The 17024-nt window shown below is 45.0% G+C and carries 16 protein-coding genes; 7 read left to right on the forward strand and 9 right to left on the reverse strand.

The genetic code is table 11. The features are described from left to right. Window positions 1–198: 198 nt before the first annotated feature. The gene (locus A3L04_RS02495) at window positions 199–891 is read right to left on the reverse strand and encodes a hypothetical protein (RefSeq protein ID WP_157895682.1); all 693 of its coding nucleotides are present in this window, start codon (window positions 889–891) and stop codon (window positions 199–201) included. 680 nt (window positions 892–1571) lie between these two features. Beyond that, window positions 1572–2027, reverse strand: coding sequence for a hypothetical protein (locus A3L04_RS02500; protein ID WP_068576414.1), 456 nt, complete (start codon window positions 2025–2027; stop codon window positions 1572–1574). 111 nt (window positions 2028–2138) lie between these two features. Here A3L04_RS02500 and A3L04_RS02505 point away from each other — a divergent pair, with 111 nt between their 5' ends. Next, window positions 2139–4064, forward strand: coding sequence for an alpha-amylase/4-alpha-glucanotransferase domain-containing protein (locus A3L04_RS02505; RefSeq protein WP_068576416.1), 1926 nt, complete (start codon window positions 2139–2141; stop codon window positions 4062–4064). Between the two features lie 23 nt (window positions 4065–4087). Here A3L04_RS02505 and A3L04_RS02510 read toward each other — a convergent pair whose 3' ends face one another. Beyond that, window positions 4088–6373, reverse strand: coding sequence for a 6-pyruvoyl-tetrahydropterin synthase-related protein (locus A3L04_RS02510; RefSeq protein ID WP_068576417.1), 2286 nt, complete (start codon window positions 6371–6373; stop codon window positions 4088–4090). After that, window positions 6295–6723: a hypothetical protein gene (locus tag A3L04_RS02515; protein ID WP_068576419.1), complete on the reverse strand. Its 429-nt coding sequence runs from the start codon at window positions 6721–6723 to the stop codon at window positions 6295–6297. Before A3L04_RS02515 ends, A3L04_RS02510 begins: the two co-directional genes overlap by 79 nt. Window positions 6724–6768: 45 nt before the next feature. Between A3L04_RS02515 and A3L04_RS02520 the strand changes: the two genes are divergently transcribed. Next, on the forward strand, window positions 6769–8106 hold the full coding sequence (locus tag A3L04_RS02520) for a glycosyltransferase family 2 protein (RefSeq protein ID WP_068576421.1): 1338 nt from the start codon (window positions 6769–6771) through the stop codon (window positions 8104–8106). Here the strand turns inward: A3L04_RS02520 and A3L04_RS02525 are convergent. Together A3L04_RS02525 and ttuA are read right to left on the reverse strand one after the other, a co-directional pair. Then, window positions 8099–8596 (reverse strand): hypothetical protein, encoded by a 498-nt coding sequence (locus tag A3L04_RS02525; protein WP_068576422.1) that lies wholly within the window; start codon window positions 8594–8596, stop codon window positions 8099–8101. The genes A3L04_RS02520 and A3L04_RS02525 overlap by 8 nt on opposite strands. Then, window positions 8571–9503, reverse strand: a complete 933-nt coding sequence (gene ttuA, locus A3L04_RS02530) for a tRNA-5-methyluridine(54) 2-sulfurtransferase (protein WP_068576424.1) — start codon at window positions 9501–9503, stop codon at window positions 8571–8573. Before ttuA ends, A3L04_RS02525 begins: the two co-directional genes overlap by 26 nt. A 90-nt stretch (window positions 9504–9593) precedes the next feature. Here ttuA and A3L04_RS02535 point away from each other — a divergent pair, with 90 nt between their 5' ends. Beyond that, on the forward strand, window positions 9594–10733 hold the full coding sequence (locus tag A3L04_RS02535) for a cation:proton antiporter (protein WP_068576426.1): 1140 nt from the start codon (window positions 9594–9596) through the stop codon (window positions 10731–10733). On the opposite strand, the gene A3L04_RS02540 is transcribed toward A3L04_RS02535, so the two are convergent. Continuing rightward, complete coding sequence (locus tag A3L04_RS02540; protein ID WP_172799796.1) at window positions 10725–12176, reverse strand: NAD(P)/FAD-dependent oxidoreductase; 1452 nt, start codon at window positions 12174–12176, stop codon at window positions 10725–10727. The two genes, A3L04_RS02535 and A3L04_RS02540, sit on opposite strands and share 9 nt — an antisense overlap. 93 nt (window positions 12177–12269) lie before the next feature. Further along, a complete protein-coding gene (locus A3L04_RS02545) occupies window positions 12270–12596 on the reverse strand; it encodes a hypothetical protein (RefSeq protein WP_231963842.1) in 327 nt (108 codons plus the stop codon). A 73-nt stretch (window positions 12597–12669) separates the two neighbouring features. Between A3L04_RS02545 and A3L04_RS02550 the strand changes: the two genes are divergently transcribed. Next, window positions 12670–13308: a metallophosphoesterase gene (locus tag A3L04_RS02550; RefSeq protein ID WP_068576431.1), complete on the forward strand. Its 639-nt coding sequence runs from the start codon at window positions 12670–12672 to the stop codon at window positions 13306–13308. Window positions 13309–13340: 32 nt separating this feature from the next. Next, window positions 13341–13616 (forward strand): acylphosphatase, encoded by a 276-nt coding sequence (locus tag A3L04_RS02555; protein WP_068576432.1) that lies wholly within the window; start codon window positions 13341–13343, stop codon window positions 13614–13616. On the opposite strand, the gene A3L04_RS02560 is transcribed toward A3L04_RS02555, so the two are convergent. Next, window positions 13600–14184: a regulator of amino acid metabolism, contains ACT domain protein gene (locus A3L04_RS02560; RefSeq protein WP_068576433.1), complete on the reverse strand. Its 585-nt coding sequence runs from the start codon at window positions 14182–14184 to the stop codon at window positions 13600–13602. The genes A3L04_RS02555 and A3L04_RS02560 overlap by 17 nt on opposite strands. Window positions 14185–14294: 110 nt before the next feature. Here A3L04_RS02560 and guaB point away from each other — a divergent pair, with 110 nt between their 5' ends. Both guaB and A3L04_RS02570 read left to right on the forward strand, forming a co-directional pair. Then, complete coding sequence (gene guaB, locus A3L04_RS02565) at window positions 14295–15752, forward strand: IMP dehydrogenase (RefSeq protein WP_068576437.1); 1458 nt, start codon at window positions 14295–14297, stop codon at window positions 15750–15752. A gap of 31 nt (window positions 15753–15783) precedes the next feature. Beyond that, entirely contained in the window at window positions 15784–17022 is a 1239-nt protein-coding gene (locus A3L04_RS02570) for a flippase (protein ID WP_068576439.1), read from the forward strand. Window positions 17023–17024: the final 2 nt, after the last annotated feature.

The raw sequence follows: 17024 nt of genomic DNA on the forward strand, positions 1-17024 counted from the left end.
ACATAATACAACATGAAGGCAATAAAGCTTATCCCAAGCACCTCAGCTATATTAATATGAAGTTTTTGAAAGTGCTTTGCGTTGTAATGTGTATACATGATATACAGATATACATAGACAAGGTATAAAACAATGAGGATATCCAAAATGAACCTTAGGGACAGAATATCCTGATTAAACCCACCTATTTTGTGTAATTTATGCATGTAAAATAAGTATGCTATAATTAAGAATTGCCCCTATGCTCATTATAAGAACAAATGAGCTTACTCTATATAGTATTATCCTATTAGACTCATCCATTTTTTGCGCCTCTTTCTTTATCTTTATTCCAAATGCAGGAAGAGATATTAGCATGATTAACATGAAGACATGACTAAGTCCACTATATACAAAGGCCACCAACAAGATTATGCTAACAGAAATTAGACTTATCCCCAAAATTGATTGTGAATCGCTAATAATGCCAAATAACTTTTGAATATTTCTTATTAATTTTCGTAATTTAAATTCGGAGTATATTAGCAATAGCAATACTACAAAAATAGTCACATAAAATAGGAGTGATGAACTATTGGACATTTCTTTAATTGTCACTATCTTTGTACTAGCCCAAAACACAGTTATGCCTGCCAATATTCCCAAAGATATCACAGATTGCATTATAGAAATTTCTCTATATTCACTCTTCATGTCTGGCAGTTTAATACTTGCAACATAGTATCCTATGGAACTAAATAGCATGACAAGAGATAACTCTACAGCTATAACTGGGGTGGGGTTAGATGGATTAATTATATCGCTTATTATATTGCTATTAAATACGACTCCAGACAAGATAGATATAACAGTAATTAGTATTCCAATATCAATGTTATCCTCGTTAATCATCACTTCATTGTTTTAGAAATATTGTTTTTATTTTTTTCTCCTAATTAATATATAGTATCCCCATCAAGGCCTAAATCTTAACCTGTTAGATAGTTGCTCTCTTATAGTGCATAAATGTTCTTGGAGGTTATCTTTATGTTCCTTTTCTTTAGGTTGTTAAACCCCAGCTGGGGGTAAGCTGTGGAAAGGAAACCCCGTTCGGGTGACTGGTTGGTTCTCTATGCCCATCTACTATTGGTTTTAATAACTGCCTCCGCGCTTATCATTAAGGCTTATCACCCAAGATACTCGGAGAATATGGGCACATTCTAAAACTCTCATCTGGAGATAGAACCTTAGCCTTGCTCGCTTTCTTTTCTCAGTACGTTTACTACTTCATAATAGAAGCATTATCTGTCAATATGCTATACTTAAGTAGGATCAGGTTTGTAGGTAAAAGGGATGCGATAGTGATTCCCTAGTATTCTGGGGTTTGGTGCATATTTTGCAAGCTCTAAACAAGTCGCCTTGTGTAGCGATTGCAGTTGCAATTCTTGATCTCAATAGAAGCCTTTTCAGGGTATGATAGTCATATTCAGATTCAGAACATGATGATGGTTGAGAGAAGTGATAAGTATGACTGAGCTCAGAAACGAACTCGGGCTAGTAAAAATGCTAGTAAAAATGGTAGAATGATAGGGCTAGTCTTTCTCTTTCCTTGGAATTAGCTTTATCTTATATTCTACGTGCCATATTGGAAGCTTGCTTGCCTTTATTATTAAGTAGTACTGACCTTCCCCTCTATAGAGCTTCTTGGTATCTTCGTCTGGAAGCCTGAAGTTTATGTAAATTTCACTATCCTTGTCTATTGTCGTTTTGAAAGTCGTGTTCCCCCTGTACTCCTTTCCGTTGACCTTGATTAAGTATTCAGTGCCTTCAGGAAACTCAATTTCGAACGTAAATCCTGAGACCCTGGGCTTTACTTCTAGAGTAAATAGCCCCCATCCATCCTTTTCAACTATGGTTACGGTTTCGTTGTTTATGTAGAATACTTCTGCTGATGCTTGAATGCTTGCAGGTGGTATTTGAGCGGTTCTGAGGGCGTACCACAGGAGGACTAGGAATATCACTAGTACCGCCACAAGCTTCTTGCTCACGTTGACACCTCCAAATTTTTAATTCTCCTAGGATTATAAAAGGGTAATTATGATTGTTTAGCAAATTCCTTATAAACCTTCACCACTCGTAGTGATTATACGGTGGTTTGAATGATAAACTTCATCTTTGGAATACACAATCATCAACCCCTCGGCAACTTTGGTTGGGTCTTTGAGGAGGCGTATGAAAAGGCATACAGACCTTTCCTTGAAACCCTTGAGGAGTATCCTGGGATGAAGGTTGCCATTCACATAAGCGGACCCCTAATCGAATGGCTTCAGGAAAACAGGCCTGAGTACATAGACCTTCTAAGATCCCTCGTGAGGAGGGGTCAAGTAGAGATCGTCGTTGCAGGATTTTATGAGCCGGTACTAGCTGCAATTCCAAAGGAAGACAGGCTGGAGCAGATAAAGCTCATGAAAGAATGGGCCAAAAGCCTGGGATTCGAAGCTAAGGGAGTCTGGCTTACCGAGAGGGTTTGGCAGCCCGAGTTAGTGAAAACTTTGAGGGAGAGCGGAATAGAGTACGTCGTCGTCGATGACTACCACTTCATGAGTGCTGGGCTTCTCAAGGAGCAGCTGTTCTGGCCGTACTATACAGAAGACGGAGGGGAGACAATCGTTGTATTTCCAATAGATGAAAAACTACGCTACCTAATCCCATTCAGGCCGGTTGATCAAGTTCTGGATTACCTTCACTCACTTGAAGAAGAGGACGAGAGCAAGGTTGCGGTTTTCCATGACGATGGAGAGAAGTTTGGAGTATGGCCCGGGACGTATGAGTGGGTCTATGAAAAGGGTTGGTTAAAGAAGTTCTTCGAAAGTATCACCTCGGACGAGAGGATAAACCTGATGCTCTACACTGAGTACTTGGAGAGGTTCAGGCCGAAGGGCTTGGTCTACCTCCCAATAGCTTCGTATTTCGAGATGAGTGAGTGGTCTCTTCCAGCGAAGCAGGCAAAGCTTTTCGTAGAGTTTGTAAACGAGCTCAAGCTCAAGGGGATGTTTGAGAAGTATAGGGTTTTCGTGAGGGGAGGCATTTGGAAGAACTTCTTCTACAAGTACCCGGAGAGCAACTACATGCACAAGAGAATGCTGATGGTAAGTAGGCTTGTAAGGGAAATTCCAGAAGCGAGAAGGTATCTCTTCAAGGCGCAGTGTAACGATGCCTATTGGCACGGTCTCTTTGGTGGAATATACCTTCCCCACCTAAGGAGGGCCATTTGGAGTAACATAATAAAGGCTAACACCTACGTAAAGACGGGTAGCTTCATAAAGGATATAGATTTTGACGGCAGAGAGGAAGTATTCCTCGAGGGAGATAACTTCTACGCCGTTTTCAAGCCCTCCTACGGGGGCTCTCTTGTTGAGCTCTCAAGCAAGAGGAGGCTAGTGAACTATACGGATGTTCTAGCGAGGAGATGGGAGCACTACCATGGTGTTGATGTTGCATACAACGGAGGGGGAGTTTCGAGTATACATGAGCTTGAAAAAAGGCTCCCTGAAAACCTTAGAGGTGAAGTTGCCTACGACAGGTTCCAGAGGTTCATGCTCCAGGATCACCTAATACCTGAAGGGACTACACTTGACGACTTCAGGCTCTCTAGAAACGATGAGCTCTTGAGACTGCCCACCAGGCCGTATAGCTTTGAGGTCTTTGAGAATGGAGTCAATCTCTGGTTCGAGGAGGAAGACTTCAAGGTAGAAAAATCGTTTAGACTAATGCAGGATGGCTTCGTCGTTGACTACGTTGCCTCGGGGAAAGGGATCCTGGCGATAGAGCTTAACTTGGCAGTTCAGAGCGTGATGGAGAAGCCTGAGGTGCTCAATGTAAGGGAGATTGAAGTCGACGACAAGTATGCTGTTGGCAAATTTAAGCTTGAGTTCGATAGGGAAGTTATGCTTTGGAAGTTCCCGGTGAAAACCTTAAGCCAGAGCGAAAGCGGATGGGATTTTATTCAGCAGGGCGTTAGCTACACAGTGATGTTGCCTTTGGATGGGGAGGAGAGGCTGAGGATAAGGTTCAGGGAAGTTTAAAGCCTCGGTTAGGGAGGCCCTCATCACCGATCAGGGCCCGAAAGAGGCCTCATCGGCTTAATCTTTCCAGTTTTCTTTCTTCTCGTCAGGACATATGCCCCAGCTAGCACCCATCCTAGCAATGAGTAATACCGCAGGTTAATAAATGGATCCCTATACACCCCTTCTATTTTGTGAACGCCTTTGGGGATGCTCACAACCATAAGGCCGGTTCTGTAGTCCCTCCAAACTTTCACTTCTCTGCCGTCTATGTAGACCTTCCAGTATGGATAGTATGCTATTGAGATTATGGCAGCTACCCCTGATGTGGAGTTGAGAGTTGCCCTAAACATCGTATCCCCAATTATGAAGTTTCCATACTCCAGAGAGGCGTTTTCATGCTTGGCTAGGGAGAATATGAAGTTTAGCTCCTTGCTTGAGTTCCAGTAAAGTGAGTGGAAGAGTAAGTTTCCACCAATGAAATAGATACGGCCTTTTCCTACGTCCTTAAACCCGATGAGGGTATAGTTGCTCACTTTAACAATGGGGGTCAGGTTCCCCTTAAAGACGGGTCCATACCATGTTTTTCCCTCATACACGAATGGTGCAAACCCCGTTACGTTGGGCATTGCTATTAAAACGCTTTTAATGCCCAGGAACTCTCCGGCCCTTTCAGGGATTACAATCAGGGTGCCTCCTTCCTTTACAAAGCCTAACAGGATTCTTTCTTCGCTCTTTTTGGGTTCTCCTAAGTACATTACAGTTCTTACCCCTTGGGGTATGTCAGTAAGTGAGGGCATGTATATATACCTGTAGGGAAGGTCATAGAACCTCCCAACGATTAGCAGATCTACAGGTGTAAAGAAGCTCGTATTAGCTTCATATATTCTGAACCTTCCAATTTTTCCGACGTATTTGTAGGGTTTCGGAACTGGTGACTGAATACTCGTTATGAAGAATCTCGCGGCATAGGGTAGGAGGTAGTGCTCCGCGAGATTGTTGTCTTGGCCATGGTGTATCACTCTGTCAACAACATACACCATCCTAGAGTATTCTTTATCCGCAGGGTTGCCCTCATGGTACCAGCCGTTTAGACTTAGCTTACCTGTTAAAGCTGGGAGGTAAGAATAGGGGGCGACAGCTGGAACAACGTAAAACCTCCAGTCCCTCTCTTTCTCGTCTTTCAAGAACTCAGCGAGTTCCAAATAGTCTTTGGGCATTCCTCCGATGGAGTAGGGTAGTACTAGAGTTACCGCGATAATTAGGGCAACTGCTGTTATCTTCACAATTGACTTCCTCTCGACTTCAGAACTTCCCAGGACTAAAACTAGAGGCAGAACATCAAGCCATCTGTAGGGAAGCATCTTGGAGAGCAGTGGCAAGCTATAGAAGCTTCTAACCGGTGAATAGTATCCCGTTGCAAGTATTATGAGCGTGACAGCTAATGTAATGTGTCTAATGGTTTTTCTAACACTCAAGAGCAGTGTAAGCAACAGCGGGACCATTAGGAGGAGGTACTTTGATAGTAGGATCTCTTTAAGTTTTATTGACGTATATTCGAATAAGTATGGGTGTTTGGTTATTGTGAAGAAGTTGGAGTACCTGTAATCGAGGATAAATGGCACGTAAAAGAAAGCCGTCAGCACAAGAATTATTCCAATAGCTCTCACTATATTATATCCGCTGGGGATTCTCCTTAAGTAAAGGACGGCCATTAGAACTACAAGGGGGAGGAGAGCCGAGTGGTGAGTTAGTAGGACTATCGAGACCAACATTGAGCCGAGGGTTATCTCTTTAGCACTCCCCTCTAATATCAGCTTTGCTCCCAAGATGAAGGCTGGGGCTACGAGAAGTGCACACAGCCTTGGATATGCACCTTCAATTGTCACTATTGGAGAGTGCGCAAGCAGTGTTGGATAAAGTAATGACAGTGGCACGTTTTTAGTCAGCTTATAGAGGGAGGCCATTCCAATTAATGAAAATAGAGTTAATGTTATGGCTAGTCCCCGAATAGGTGTTCCTAGAATTTTCCCAAAGAAGGCAGCGACTAAGTATGAGAGGGGCGGGTAATACTTGAGAAATGGATATCCCGTGTACCAGTCATTTATCCATGGCTTCCATCCATCCTGAATGAGCTTATAAACTTTAAACAAGTGCCCATTTCCATCAACAGGAAGGGCGGGGATTTCGGGAGCTCTATAGAATGGTAGAAAGATAATAATTGACCAAACGATGAATATTCCGGCGATTGCTATATTTCTTCTAAAATCTCCCTTAGTCCCCTTATCGTAGCTGAAAAGTAGCAGCCATCTTCTCCTCTGGCTACCCACGCCTCCTCACCTACCCTAATGAATTTCACCGTCCCTCTATTCTTTCTGATTAGTGTATACCCATCTCCTTCAGCTTCAAGTTCATGGGAAAAGCCAACTATTATTGAGTTCCGAAGGAATTTCTCGTGTTTTATGAGCCTTGATAATATTAGTTTCATATCTTCGTCGGGGGTCCAGATGATTATATTTCCAGTAGAGAATTCGTAGATTAGCTTAAATCGTGCTTTTCCCACATTACCTTGAGCGACTATCCTTTCCTGGCTCGAGGATTCCATGAACTCTCCTCCCTCCAAGAACTCTCGTATAAACGCCACTTGGTATGAAGGATTGACTATTTTTATCACGGCCACGCAAATCCTCTTAAAATATCCAATATAATAAACTATCGATAACTCATGAGACCTTCCTTGAGAATTCAGTCAACATTCTATCTGTACCTACTATTAGTCCTTGGGTTACTTGAGATATTCCCTCTCTGGCTCGTTTTGCAGGGCATACTGATCTTTCTGTTTTTCATGGTCTTTTCTGGTGCGATCTTCTACTCCCTCCTAATGCTGGCCACTAGAAGGGACTATCCCTTTGAAGTGCCTAATGATCCACCAACTCCTTTGGATCCGCTCGTTTATGTACTCATACCTGCCCACAATGAAGAATCAGTAATTAGAGCTACGGTAACGTCTGTATTAAACCAAGATTACAAAAATATGCGAGTATTCCTGATAAACGATAACTCAACCGATGGAACCCTCGAGATATTCAGGGAATTTGAGAGAAAGGATAATAGAGTCGTTGGAATAAACGTACCCCCGGAGAGGGGGAGAAAAAAGCCCAAGGCCTTGAACTACGCGCTTGAGATAATAAGCATAGCCTTTCCAAAGCCTGAATTCGTGTTCATACTCGATGCTGACTACATAATACCCCGGGATGCAATAAGGAAACTAGTTAGGATAATGGAGAGAGCTCCAAACTACGTTATAGGAATCCAGGGAAACGTTAGGCCTAGAAACTGGAAGAGGAACTTCATAACTAAGTTCGTAACCCTTGAGAGGCTCGTTGGTTTTAACGTTGCCATAGAGGGGGATATGAAGCTTAATGAAAATGGTAAAAATGGTGGTACTGTAGTTCTCCTTAGGTATGATCACTTGTCAAGCCTTGGGTTCTTTAATGAGGATGTAGTCACCGAGGACACGGAGCTTTGGGCGAGAGCATTTATCTCAGGATACAGGTTCTGGTATTATCATGGAGTTGTTGGGTGGGAGGAGGCTGTTGAGGATGTAAAGCATTACATAAAGCAGAGGTCTAGATGGGCTCAAGGCCACTTCCAGGTTATGGTTGACTATTATTGGCCTGTTATTAGAGGGGCCTCGAGCATCTCTGAGGCCTTCATAGAGCATTTTTACCTTTTAAGCTATTTAGTCCCGGTTTTTTGGTTCTCATCAATTGTGCTTAACTCTTACTTAATGCTCATAGAGCAGCCGCCATCCTCAATAATACCTCCAAAGGTTTCCCTGATTCTGGCCCTTCTCTCTTTCCTCCTGTTTTGGTTCTCAATAGCTTATTCTAACTGGGTTGAAAAGAAAAGAATGAGGTATCACGTCAACTGGACCTTTGTTCTAGCATATCCTCTGTACTTCTTGATATTCGTGGGGTTTTCTGTTGTTTACACTACGAGGGGGCTCGCTAGGCTGATAATAGGAAAGCTCCAGTGGGAGAAAACTAAAAGATTTACTTAGAAAAAGGATCTATTATAACGAGCAGGTCTATGTTGTTCATAGTCAGTTCAAAGTGGAGGTATGAGAGAACCATTAGGGACCGTATTTCACCGTATAGTATTATCTCAAAGAGACCTTTTACAGCAATTAGAGCCGCTAAGACTCCATAGCCTCCCTTTAGGACGTCTGCAACGGCAAGCACGAGGGAGATCATTATATGGAGGAACCCATATGATCCGAAGGGAGGTGAATACCTTCTGAAAAACATCCAGTATAGATTAAAACGAGTTCTCCTCAGCCTATCTAGGAAGTCTAGGTGCATTAAATACGTCGTCACGAAAAGGAAAGTTCCGACTAGGTACAGTATTGACCTATGGGGCTTTTCGCTAAATAAGTAAACCCCTACGATTATCGAGCAGAGTATTGCAGAGAGGATAGAGTATAGGGCATAGAGCTTAACGAGTTTGAGTAGCCTAACCCTTTCCCTAGGTGCCTCGGAGATTATCTTCATCACGATCCACCTTAAAAGTGAGGGGCTCTTTAAGCCCCCAGAATCTACAGAATGCGCAAATTTCTCCACTCGACGGCATTCCGCAGATCTTGCACTCTCTTAGCTCCTTCTTTTCCACTTCGACTTCAAATAAACCTCTTTTTTTCAGGTACCCTCTTACGAACGTGAACTTCGTTCCGGGCCTCTTCTCCTCAAGCTCATTTAATATTGCCTTCATGTCGAGGGTTGTTGCTCCTCTCGCGTGTGGACACTCTTCGACGATGTAATCTAGGCCAACCGCGAGGGCATACGCTACAACTTCTCTCTCCGTGAGCTCGTAGAGGGGCTTTACTTTTTTAACGAACTTATTCTCTCCGGGGAGCAGAGGGCCTCCTTTCGCTAGATATTCTGTGTTCCAGTGCAGAAGATTGTTGAGAAGGAACGAGGCTTCATCATCCAAGTTATGACCGGTTGCTATGGCATCAAAGTTGTTGTCGTAGGCGAACTTGTTCATTATGTATCTCTTCGTTAGTCCGCAGTAGGAGCATGGGGGTCTTCTCGTTTTTACCTCTCCTATACCGTATCCCAGGACTTCTTTTATCCGAACTATGTGGAGTGGGGCCCCGATTAAATCGCACTGCCTTTTTGCGAACTCCTCACTCTTCTTCGAATACTCTCCTATGCCTAGGTTTATGTGGAGGCACTCAATATTGTAACCTAGCTTGTTAAGAACATAAGCTGTAACCGCGGAGTCCTTACCACCGCTTATCGCTACGAGAACCTTTTCATCCTTTCGGAGAAGTTTGTACCTTTCTATTGTTCTCTGAACTTTTCTCTCAAAGTATTCGATGAAGTGATCAATGCAAAGATACGTTTTAGGATAATGGAGTTTTATGTAAGCTTCTTTTGAGCAAAATTTACATTTCACAATTCTCACCTTCCTGAGGTAAGAGAAAATCCTTAAAATTTTATACTACTCAAATATGTCCGGTACAGGCTACAATAAGGAGGAGTTTGTATGGACGTATTCCTAGAATTGGCCCTGATCCTAATAATTGCGAAGGTCTTTGGATACATCTCACTTAGGCTCGGTTTTCCGGCTGCACTTGGCCAGCTCATTGGGGGGATAATAATAGGGCCCTCCCTTCTCGACCTCGTTTCTTACGGCCCCGAGGTGAGGCTGCTTGCAGAGCTTGGCGTTATAATCCTCCTATTCTTGGCTGGACTTGAAACCGATGTTGAGGAGTTCAAGCACGTTGGTCTCTCGGCCTTTATCATAGCTGTAATGGGTGTTTTCTTCCCCCTCCTTTTGGGCTACGTTCTCGGGCTGGCTTTCGGCTTTACTGATATTCAGTCCCTCTTCTTGGGAGGAATACTAACGGCTACGAGTGTTGGCTTGACAACGAGCATTCTAATGGAGATGAAGAAGCTGAGGACGAAAGTTGGGACTACGATACTTGCGGCGGCAGTAGTTGATGACATCCTGGGAATAATGATCCTAACGATATTGGTTGCAATGAACGTGAGGGGAAGCGTGAGGGTGCTTGACGTTATAATAATTCTCGTTGAAGTTGCCCTGTTCTTCCTCGCTGGCATATTCCTGGGGCACCCTGCAATTAGAGAGGCATTAAAGGTCTCCGAGAGGATAACCCTTCCAGAAACCGTAACAGCTTTCGCCCTAGCTATAATGCTCTTCTTCGCTTATCTGGCTGAAAAGTTCCAGATAGCTGGGATCACCGGGGCTTACCTCGCGGGGATATTAGTTGCAACTACCGAGGAGGCAAAGAAGATAACGGACAGGATGATAACCATAGGCTACTCCCTATTCATCCCGATATTCTTGGTCAGCATAGGGATAGAGAGTGACATAACCGTTTTGCTCCATGCAGGACTCTTTGCTGGCCTGTACTCGCTGGTTGCGATAATAAGTAAAGTAATTGGATGTGGAATTGGGGCGCTAATGATGAAGTTCAAGCCCGTTGAAGCCCTTCAAGTAGGGGTTGGAATGGTCCCCAGGATGGAAGTAGCTTTAATCATGGCAAACATAGCCCTTAGGGAGGGAGTGTTCGATAGGGGATTGTTCGCTATTCCCGTGACTATGGTAGTTGTAACAACATTAATTACTCCATTCCTTCTCAAGTGGGCGTTTTCAAAGTGATTCTGGCTCTAGGCTTTCTATCTTCTGCTTCCAGTTCCCGGGCTTCTTAAAGTCCTTGAGATTGAAGAGGCCCTCCTTCACAAGTATTCCTCTCGCAGCCATGATTCCAGTTGCCGCAGCGTTGACGATGTCCCTGCTCAACCCGGCCCCATCTCCCGCGGCGAATACGTTTTCTATGCTCGTTTCAAGCAGCTCGTTCACTTCGACCTTCATTGCATAGTACTTTATCTCTGGGGCGTAGAGGAGGGTATGATCGCTTGCAACCCCGGGAATTACCTTGTCGAGCTTCTCAAGACCCTCAATTATGTTAGTGACAACCCTGTGAGGCAGGGCCATGGCTATATCTCCTGGGGTTACGTGCTTAAGTGTTGGCTCTACGTCGCTCTTCCTTATTCTTGACCATGTGCTCCTTCTTCCTCTTCTTAAATCACCTAAACGCTGGATTATGGGCTTCCCTCCACCTATTGTTGTTGCTAGTTGAGCTATACTCCTTCCGTAAGCCGTTGTATCTTCCACGGGCTCGGTAAGCTCTATCCTAGTTAGAAAGGCGAAGTTCGTGTTGTTGCTCTTCTTCTCCCTCATTGAGTGTCCGTTAACGCCAACGTAGCTGTCGTACTTCTCCTCTACTACGAAGCCGTATGGATTAGTACAGAAAGTCCTCACGAAGTCATCATAAGTATCTGTATAGATGTGGAACTTGGGATCGTGGTTTATGCTCGTTATCGGCTCCATGATAATTGCCGGGACCTCAACTCTAACTCCAACGTCTATTGGTCCATGCCTCGCTTTTAGCCCTATCTTCTTTGCAACATCATGGAACCACTCTGCTCCTCCCCTTCCCGGGGCCACGATTATGTACTTGGCCTCTATCGTGAAGATATCTTTACCCCTCTGAACCTTAACCCAGCCCCTGTTGAACTCCAAGGCCTTAGTCCAGAGCATGAACTTTACTCCCTTGCTCTCTAAGTACTGCTTGATGCTTTTAATTACCTTAGGGGTGTGATCGCTACCGATGTGCCTCTGAATTATTGGGATGAACTTAACTCCTGCCTGAGCTGCCCTTCTTTCCCAATACCTAATTTGATCGGGATCTCCTTTGTACAGATTCCTGGGGGCCCCATGCTTAAGTAAGATCTGATCTACCTCCCAAACGAGTTGCCAAGAATAGTTCTCATCGTTAGTTAACTCCGTAAGATCCCCACCGATGTCGGGTCTTAGGTTAACAGTTCCATCACTTAGTCCTCCAGCTCCTCCAACACCGCTCATTATGTGGCAGGGCTTGCATCCGACACAGTAGCCGAGCTCGTACATTGGGCAGACTCTCTGGTCTACGTCTCCGCCCTCTTCAATAATTAGAATTCTCAGATTGCTTTTCTCGGCAAGTTCATAAGCCGCAAAAAGGCCTGCAGGACCGGCACCTATTATAACGACATCGTACTTCATTAGTTCCCTTACCGAGGTGCACATCTAATACCCTTATAAATCTTTTGGCAAGTTCTAGTTTAATCTTCTCAATATTGGGTGGTAATTTTAACATTAATCAAGCAATTTTTGGAGAGTCTTCCTTAACTTCGCAATTACTTTTGGCGGAGCCGGCCCATCCAGACTTACTATCTTGACCTCCTCTCCATTCCTTATTCTCTCTATAACTTCGATGGCCCAGTCACAGGCTTCGGTGTAATTGTTTGCCTCCGTTATCTCGTCAACCCTATACCACTCGTTCTCCTTCTTGTCGTATATGGCTAGAGCTGGTGGAATCGGCTCGCAGGGGCAGTTAACATAAATTAACTCGATTATGAAGTCTCCAACATCTAGAAAACCTTCCTTCCTCAGCTCTTCTCTCCACCCCAAGTCCACCACCATATTTATGAAGAAAATTTCACCTTTTAAGCTTAAGGCTTATAATTGGCCATGCTGAGATTTTTAGGGTGATAAAATGAGAATCCTCGCTATAACTGATATACACGGGAGCTACCAAGGAGTTAAGGCATTAGCAAGGCAAGCTGATGATTTTGATTTAATCCTAGTGGCTGGAGACATAACCCACTTCAGCAATGGGAAAGAGGCTGAAAAAATACTGTCCCCCCTTCTCGAAGCCGGAAAGCCGATCTTGGCGGTCATGGGAAACTGCGATGGAAGGGATGTCCTTGAAACGTTGGAGAGGCTTGGGATAAGTGTCCACAATAAGAGAGTTGAAATTGGGGGCGTGGGAATAGTTGGATTCGGCGGCTCAAACGTCACACCGTTTTCGACGATATGGGAGTTTTCGGATGAAGAAATCTACGGGTCCCTAAGGAGGAACTACAGGGAAGGAGACGTTATTCTGACTCACGCTCCTCCGTACGGTACGAAGCTAGACAAGACTTTCTCTGGAGTTCATGCAGGCAGTAGGGGGCTGAGGAAGTTTATCGAAGAGAGTCAGCCTCCTTTATGCATCTGCGGCCATATCCACGAGGGCAGAGGCGTGGAGAGGATAGGAAAAACGATAGCCGTCAATCCTGGCCCTCTCTCTCGTGGGTACTATGTGGTAATAGACTTGGAGGAGCTGAGGGTGGAGCTCAGGAAAATATCTTAAGCATCTCGAGGGATGTATAGGTGGGAGGAGCTATGGCAATAGTTAGGGCTCACCTAAGAATATACGGCAGGGTTCAGGGGGTCGGCTTCAGGTGGAGCATGCAGAGAGAAGCAAGGAAGCTTGGCGTAAATGGCTGGGTGAGGAACTTACCTGATGGGAGCGTTGAGGCCGTGCTTGAGGGTGAAGAGGAGAGAGTTGAGGCGTTAATAGGATGGGCCCATCAAGGGCCCCCACTGGCCAGGGTTACCAGGGTGGAGATACAGTGGGAAGAACCCAAGGGAGAAAGGGGATTCAGGATCCTGGGGTGAAGATTACCTTCCTGGGGCAGTACTTGACCTCACACTTTGGGCATATCATCCTCTCTTTATTCCTCTCTGGCGTGTGGATGACTATCTTTTCAAGTGCTCCTTCGGTTCTCATGGAGGCTATAACTTCAAAGGGGAGAACCCCTTCTATCACGAGGTAAGCTTTACTCTTGTCCTCATAAGGATTGCTACCAAATATCTCCACCACCCTAATCCTCTTCTCGGCCAAAATCTGAAGTACCTTTGCGAGAACCCTCTCGTAGGATCCCTTCTGTATTGTAAGCTCAAGCACCTCCCACCCCATAAGGGGGGCTATTGAAATTAAGCTCGACTTCGGGGAGAGGTTCTCGAAGAGTATCTTCAAGGCGGGCTTGGATTCTATGTATTCTATAGTGTGGTAGACTATCTTCCTGTTCACTCCAGTGGCCTGAGCTATTCCAGTTATGGGGACCTCAACATCTTTGATGTATACTTTACCATCCCTCACTGACAGTCCAGCGTTCCAAAGGAACTCCACGACCTTCCTCCTTGCTGGGTAGTTCTTGAAGTACTCCTCGAGTATGTGTATCATTTTTGTCACCTCTTACTCAATACTGGGTAAAAATGTATATTTAAAGATTGCCCTAAAGATTTTTATATTCATAAATTACTTCCTCAAAAAGGGTGAGGAGGAGAGAAAAGATGGGAAAATTCATTGAGAAGCTCGAGAATGCAATTAGGGGATATACGTTTGATGATGTTCTCCTGATTCCCCAGGCCACAGAGGTTGAACCAAAAGATGTGGACGTTTCTACGCAGATTACCCCCAACATAAAGCTGAACATCCCAATTCTGAGCGCGGCGATGGATACAGTGACTGAATGGGAAATGGCAGTGGCAATGGCGAGAGAGGGTGGCTTAGGAGTTATACACAGGAACATGAGCATAGAGGAGCAGGTCGAGCAGGTAAAGAGGGTGAAGAAAGCTGAAAGGTTCATAGTTGAGGACGTAATCACAATAAGTCCAGATGAAACCGTGGAGTTCGCACTGTTCCTCATGGAAAAGCACGACATCGACGGCTTGCCAGTGGTTGAAGATGGAAAGGTAGTCGGAATAATAAGCAAGACGGATATCGCCGCAAGGGAGGGCAGAACCGTCAGAGAGCTGATGACGAAGGACGTGATAACAGTCCCTGAGAACGTTGACGTTGAGGAAGCATTGAAGATAATGATGGAGAACAGGATAGAAAGGCTACCAGTCGTCAACGAGGAAGGGAAGCTCATCGGCCTCATAACCATGAGCGACTTAGTTGCGAGGAAGAAATACAAGAATGCAGTGAGGGATGAAAACGGTGAGCTGCTAGTTGCTGCAGCCGTAAGCCCCTTCGATATAAAGAGGGCAGTGGCGCTTGACAAGGCTGGAGTTGATGTTATAGTTGTTGATACAGCACACGCCCACAACCTCAAGGCGATAAAGGCAATGAAGGAGATGAGGGCCAAGGTCGATGCAGACTTCATAGTTGGGAACATAGCAAATCCGAAGGCCGTAGATGACCTAACTTTTGCCGATGCCGTTAAGGTCGGAATTGGACCGGGAAGCATATGTACAACTAGAGTTGTCGCAGGAGTCGGAGTACCTCAGATAACGGCCATTGCAATGGTTGCTGACAGAGCTCAAGAGTATGGGTTGTACGTTATAGCGGATGGGGGGATAAAGTACTCTGGGGATATAGTCAAAGCTATTGCGGCAGGAGCAGACGCGGTAATGCTAGGTAACCTTTTAGCGGGAACAAAGGAGGCCCCAGGAAAGGAAGTTATAATAAATGGAAGGAAGTACAAGCAGTACAGGGGAATGGGATCTCTAGGGGCAATGATGAAGGGAGGCGCGGAGAGGTACTACCAAGGGGGCTACATGAAGACGAGGAAGTTCGTTCCCGAGGGCGTTGAAGGGGTTGTCCCCTACAGGGGAACTGTCAGCGAGGTTTTATACCAACTAGTTGGTGGTCTAAGGGCAGGAATGGGCTACGTTGGGGCAAGGAACATTAGGGAGTTAAAGGAGAAGGGTGAGTTCGTGATAATAACCTCTGCGGGATTACGGGAGAGCCACCCGCACGATATAATAATCACGAACGAAGCCCCGAACTATCCGCTGGAGAGGTAGCTTTTTTAACCCTCCTCCTCTTCTTTTAGCGATGGCCAAAAGCCTCAAGTGGAAGCTCATAGAAAACGCTGGCTGGCTTTTTGTTGCCGAACTACTCTCGAGGGTTCTAGCTTATGGTATAATAGTGGTCATGGGAAGGACTTTAGGCCCGGAAGGTCTGGGTCTTTACTCCTTCATTTTCTACTATGTTGGAATCCTGGGGATATTCTCAGACTTTGGTATTAACTTCTACATAACAAAAGAGGTATCTAAGGACAAGAACAGGCTTCACGACTTGGTTCCTGTGGCTTTGGGTTTAAAGATATTCTTAGCATTTCTTAATTTCATAATCCTAGCTGTTGTAACGTTCTTCCTGCCAAAACCACTTTGGGTGAAGCTTTTAATCTTGGCAGTTGGTGCTGAGGCCGTTCTTTATTGGGTGTCTCTCTTCTTCAGCGGAATTATGTATGCCCATGAAGTTACGAAGTACGAGTCTATAGTGAGAATCGCTGAAAGAGTGTGGGCCTTTGCGACGGGTGTTCCAATTTTGTACCATCTTAGATCCCTCAAGGCCTTCGTGGGAGCTTTAATAGTTGGGTATGCAATCAGGGACAGCATGAGGATATACTTCACAGTTAAACTTGCGGGATTCGTAAGGCCAGAGTTCAGGCCCAGGGAATGGCTTGGGATTATCAGGAAGTCGTATCCCTTCTGGTTGATCAACCTGTTTACCATGATATACTATCAGACTGATGTTGTGATGCTAAACCTGCTGAGGGGAAACTACGAGACTGGCATCTATAGGGGTGCCTATATGTTCGTTCAGGTTGCTCTTTTGATACCTGGGATTGTTATTCCAACAATTCTCCCTCCAATGGCGAGGCTGTGGGAGGAGAACAAGGGAACCGTCAGGGTGCTGTTCAATAAGGCCTACCTTGCCCTCTTAGGTTTGGGAATCCTGGGTGCTGGAGGGTTAGTGGTATTTCCAAATCTCCTGATTAGCATTTTCTTGGGGAGCAAATTCCTCCCCAGCATCCCAGTTCTCAAGATCCTGGGGATTGCCGTTCCCTTCATGTTCCTTAACTCCCTCATAGGGAGTTTGATGAATGCAACCGGAAAGGAGCTAGAGTTCACAAAGATAGTCGGGTTTACGGCCCTCCTGAATGTCGTCCTTAACTACATCCTGATAATGAAGTATGGGGTATCTGGAGCCGCTACGGCCACCGTTATATCGCAGGCCTTTGTAACTATTGTTGGAAGTTATAAAGCTTACCAACATCTAAAAGCTTAAGT

Source organism: Thermococcus chitonophagus (assembly GCF_002214605.1).
Taxonomy (GTDB): Archaea; Methanobacteriota_B; Thermococci; order Thermococcales; family Thermococcaceae; genus Pyrococcus; species Pyrococcus chitonophagus.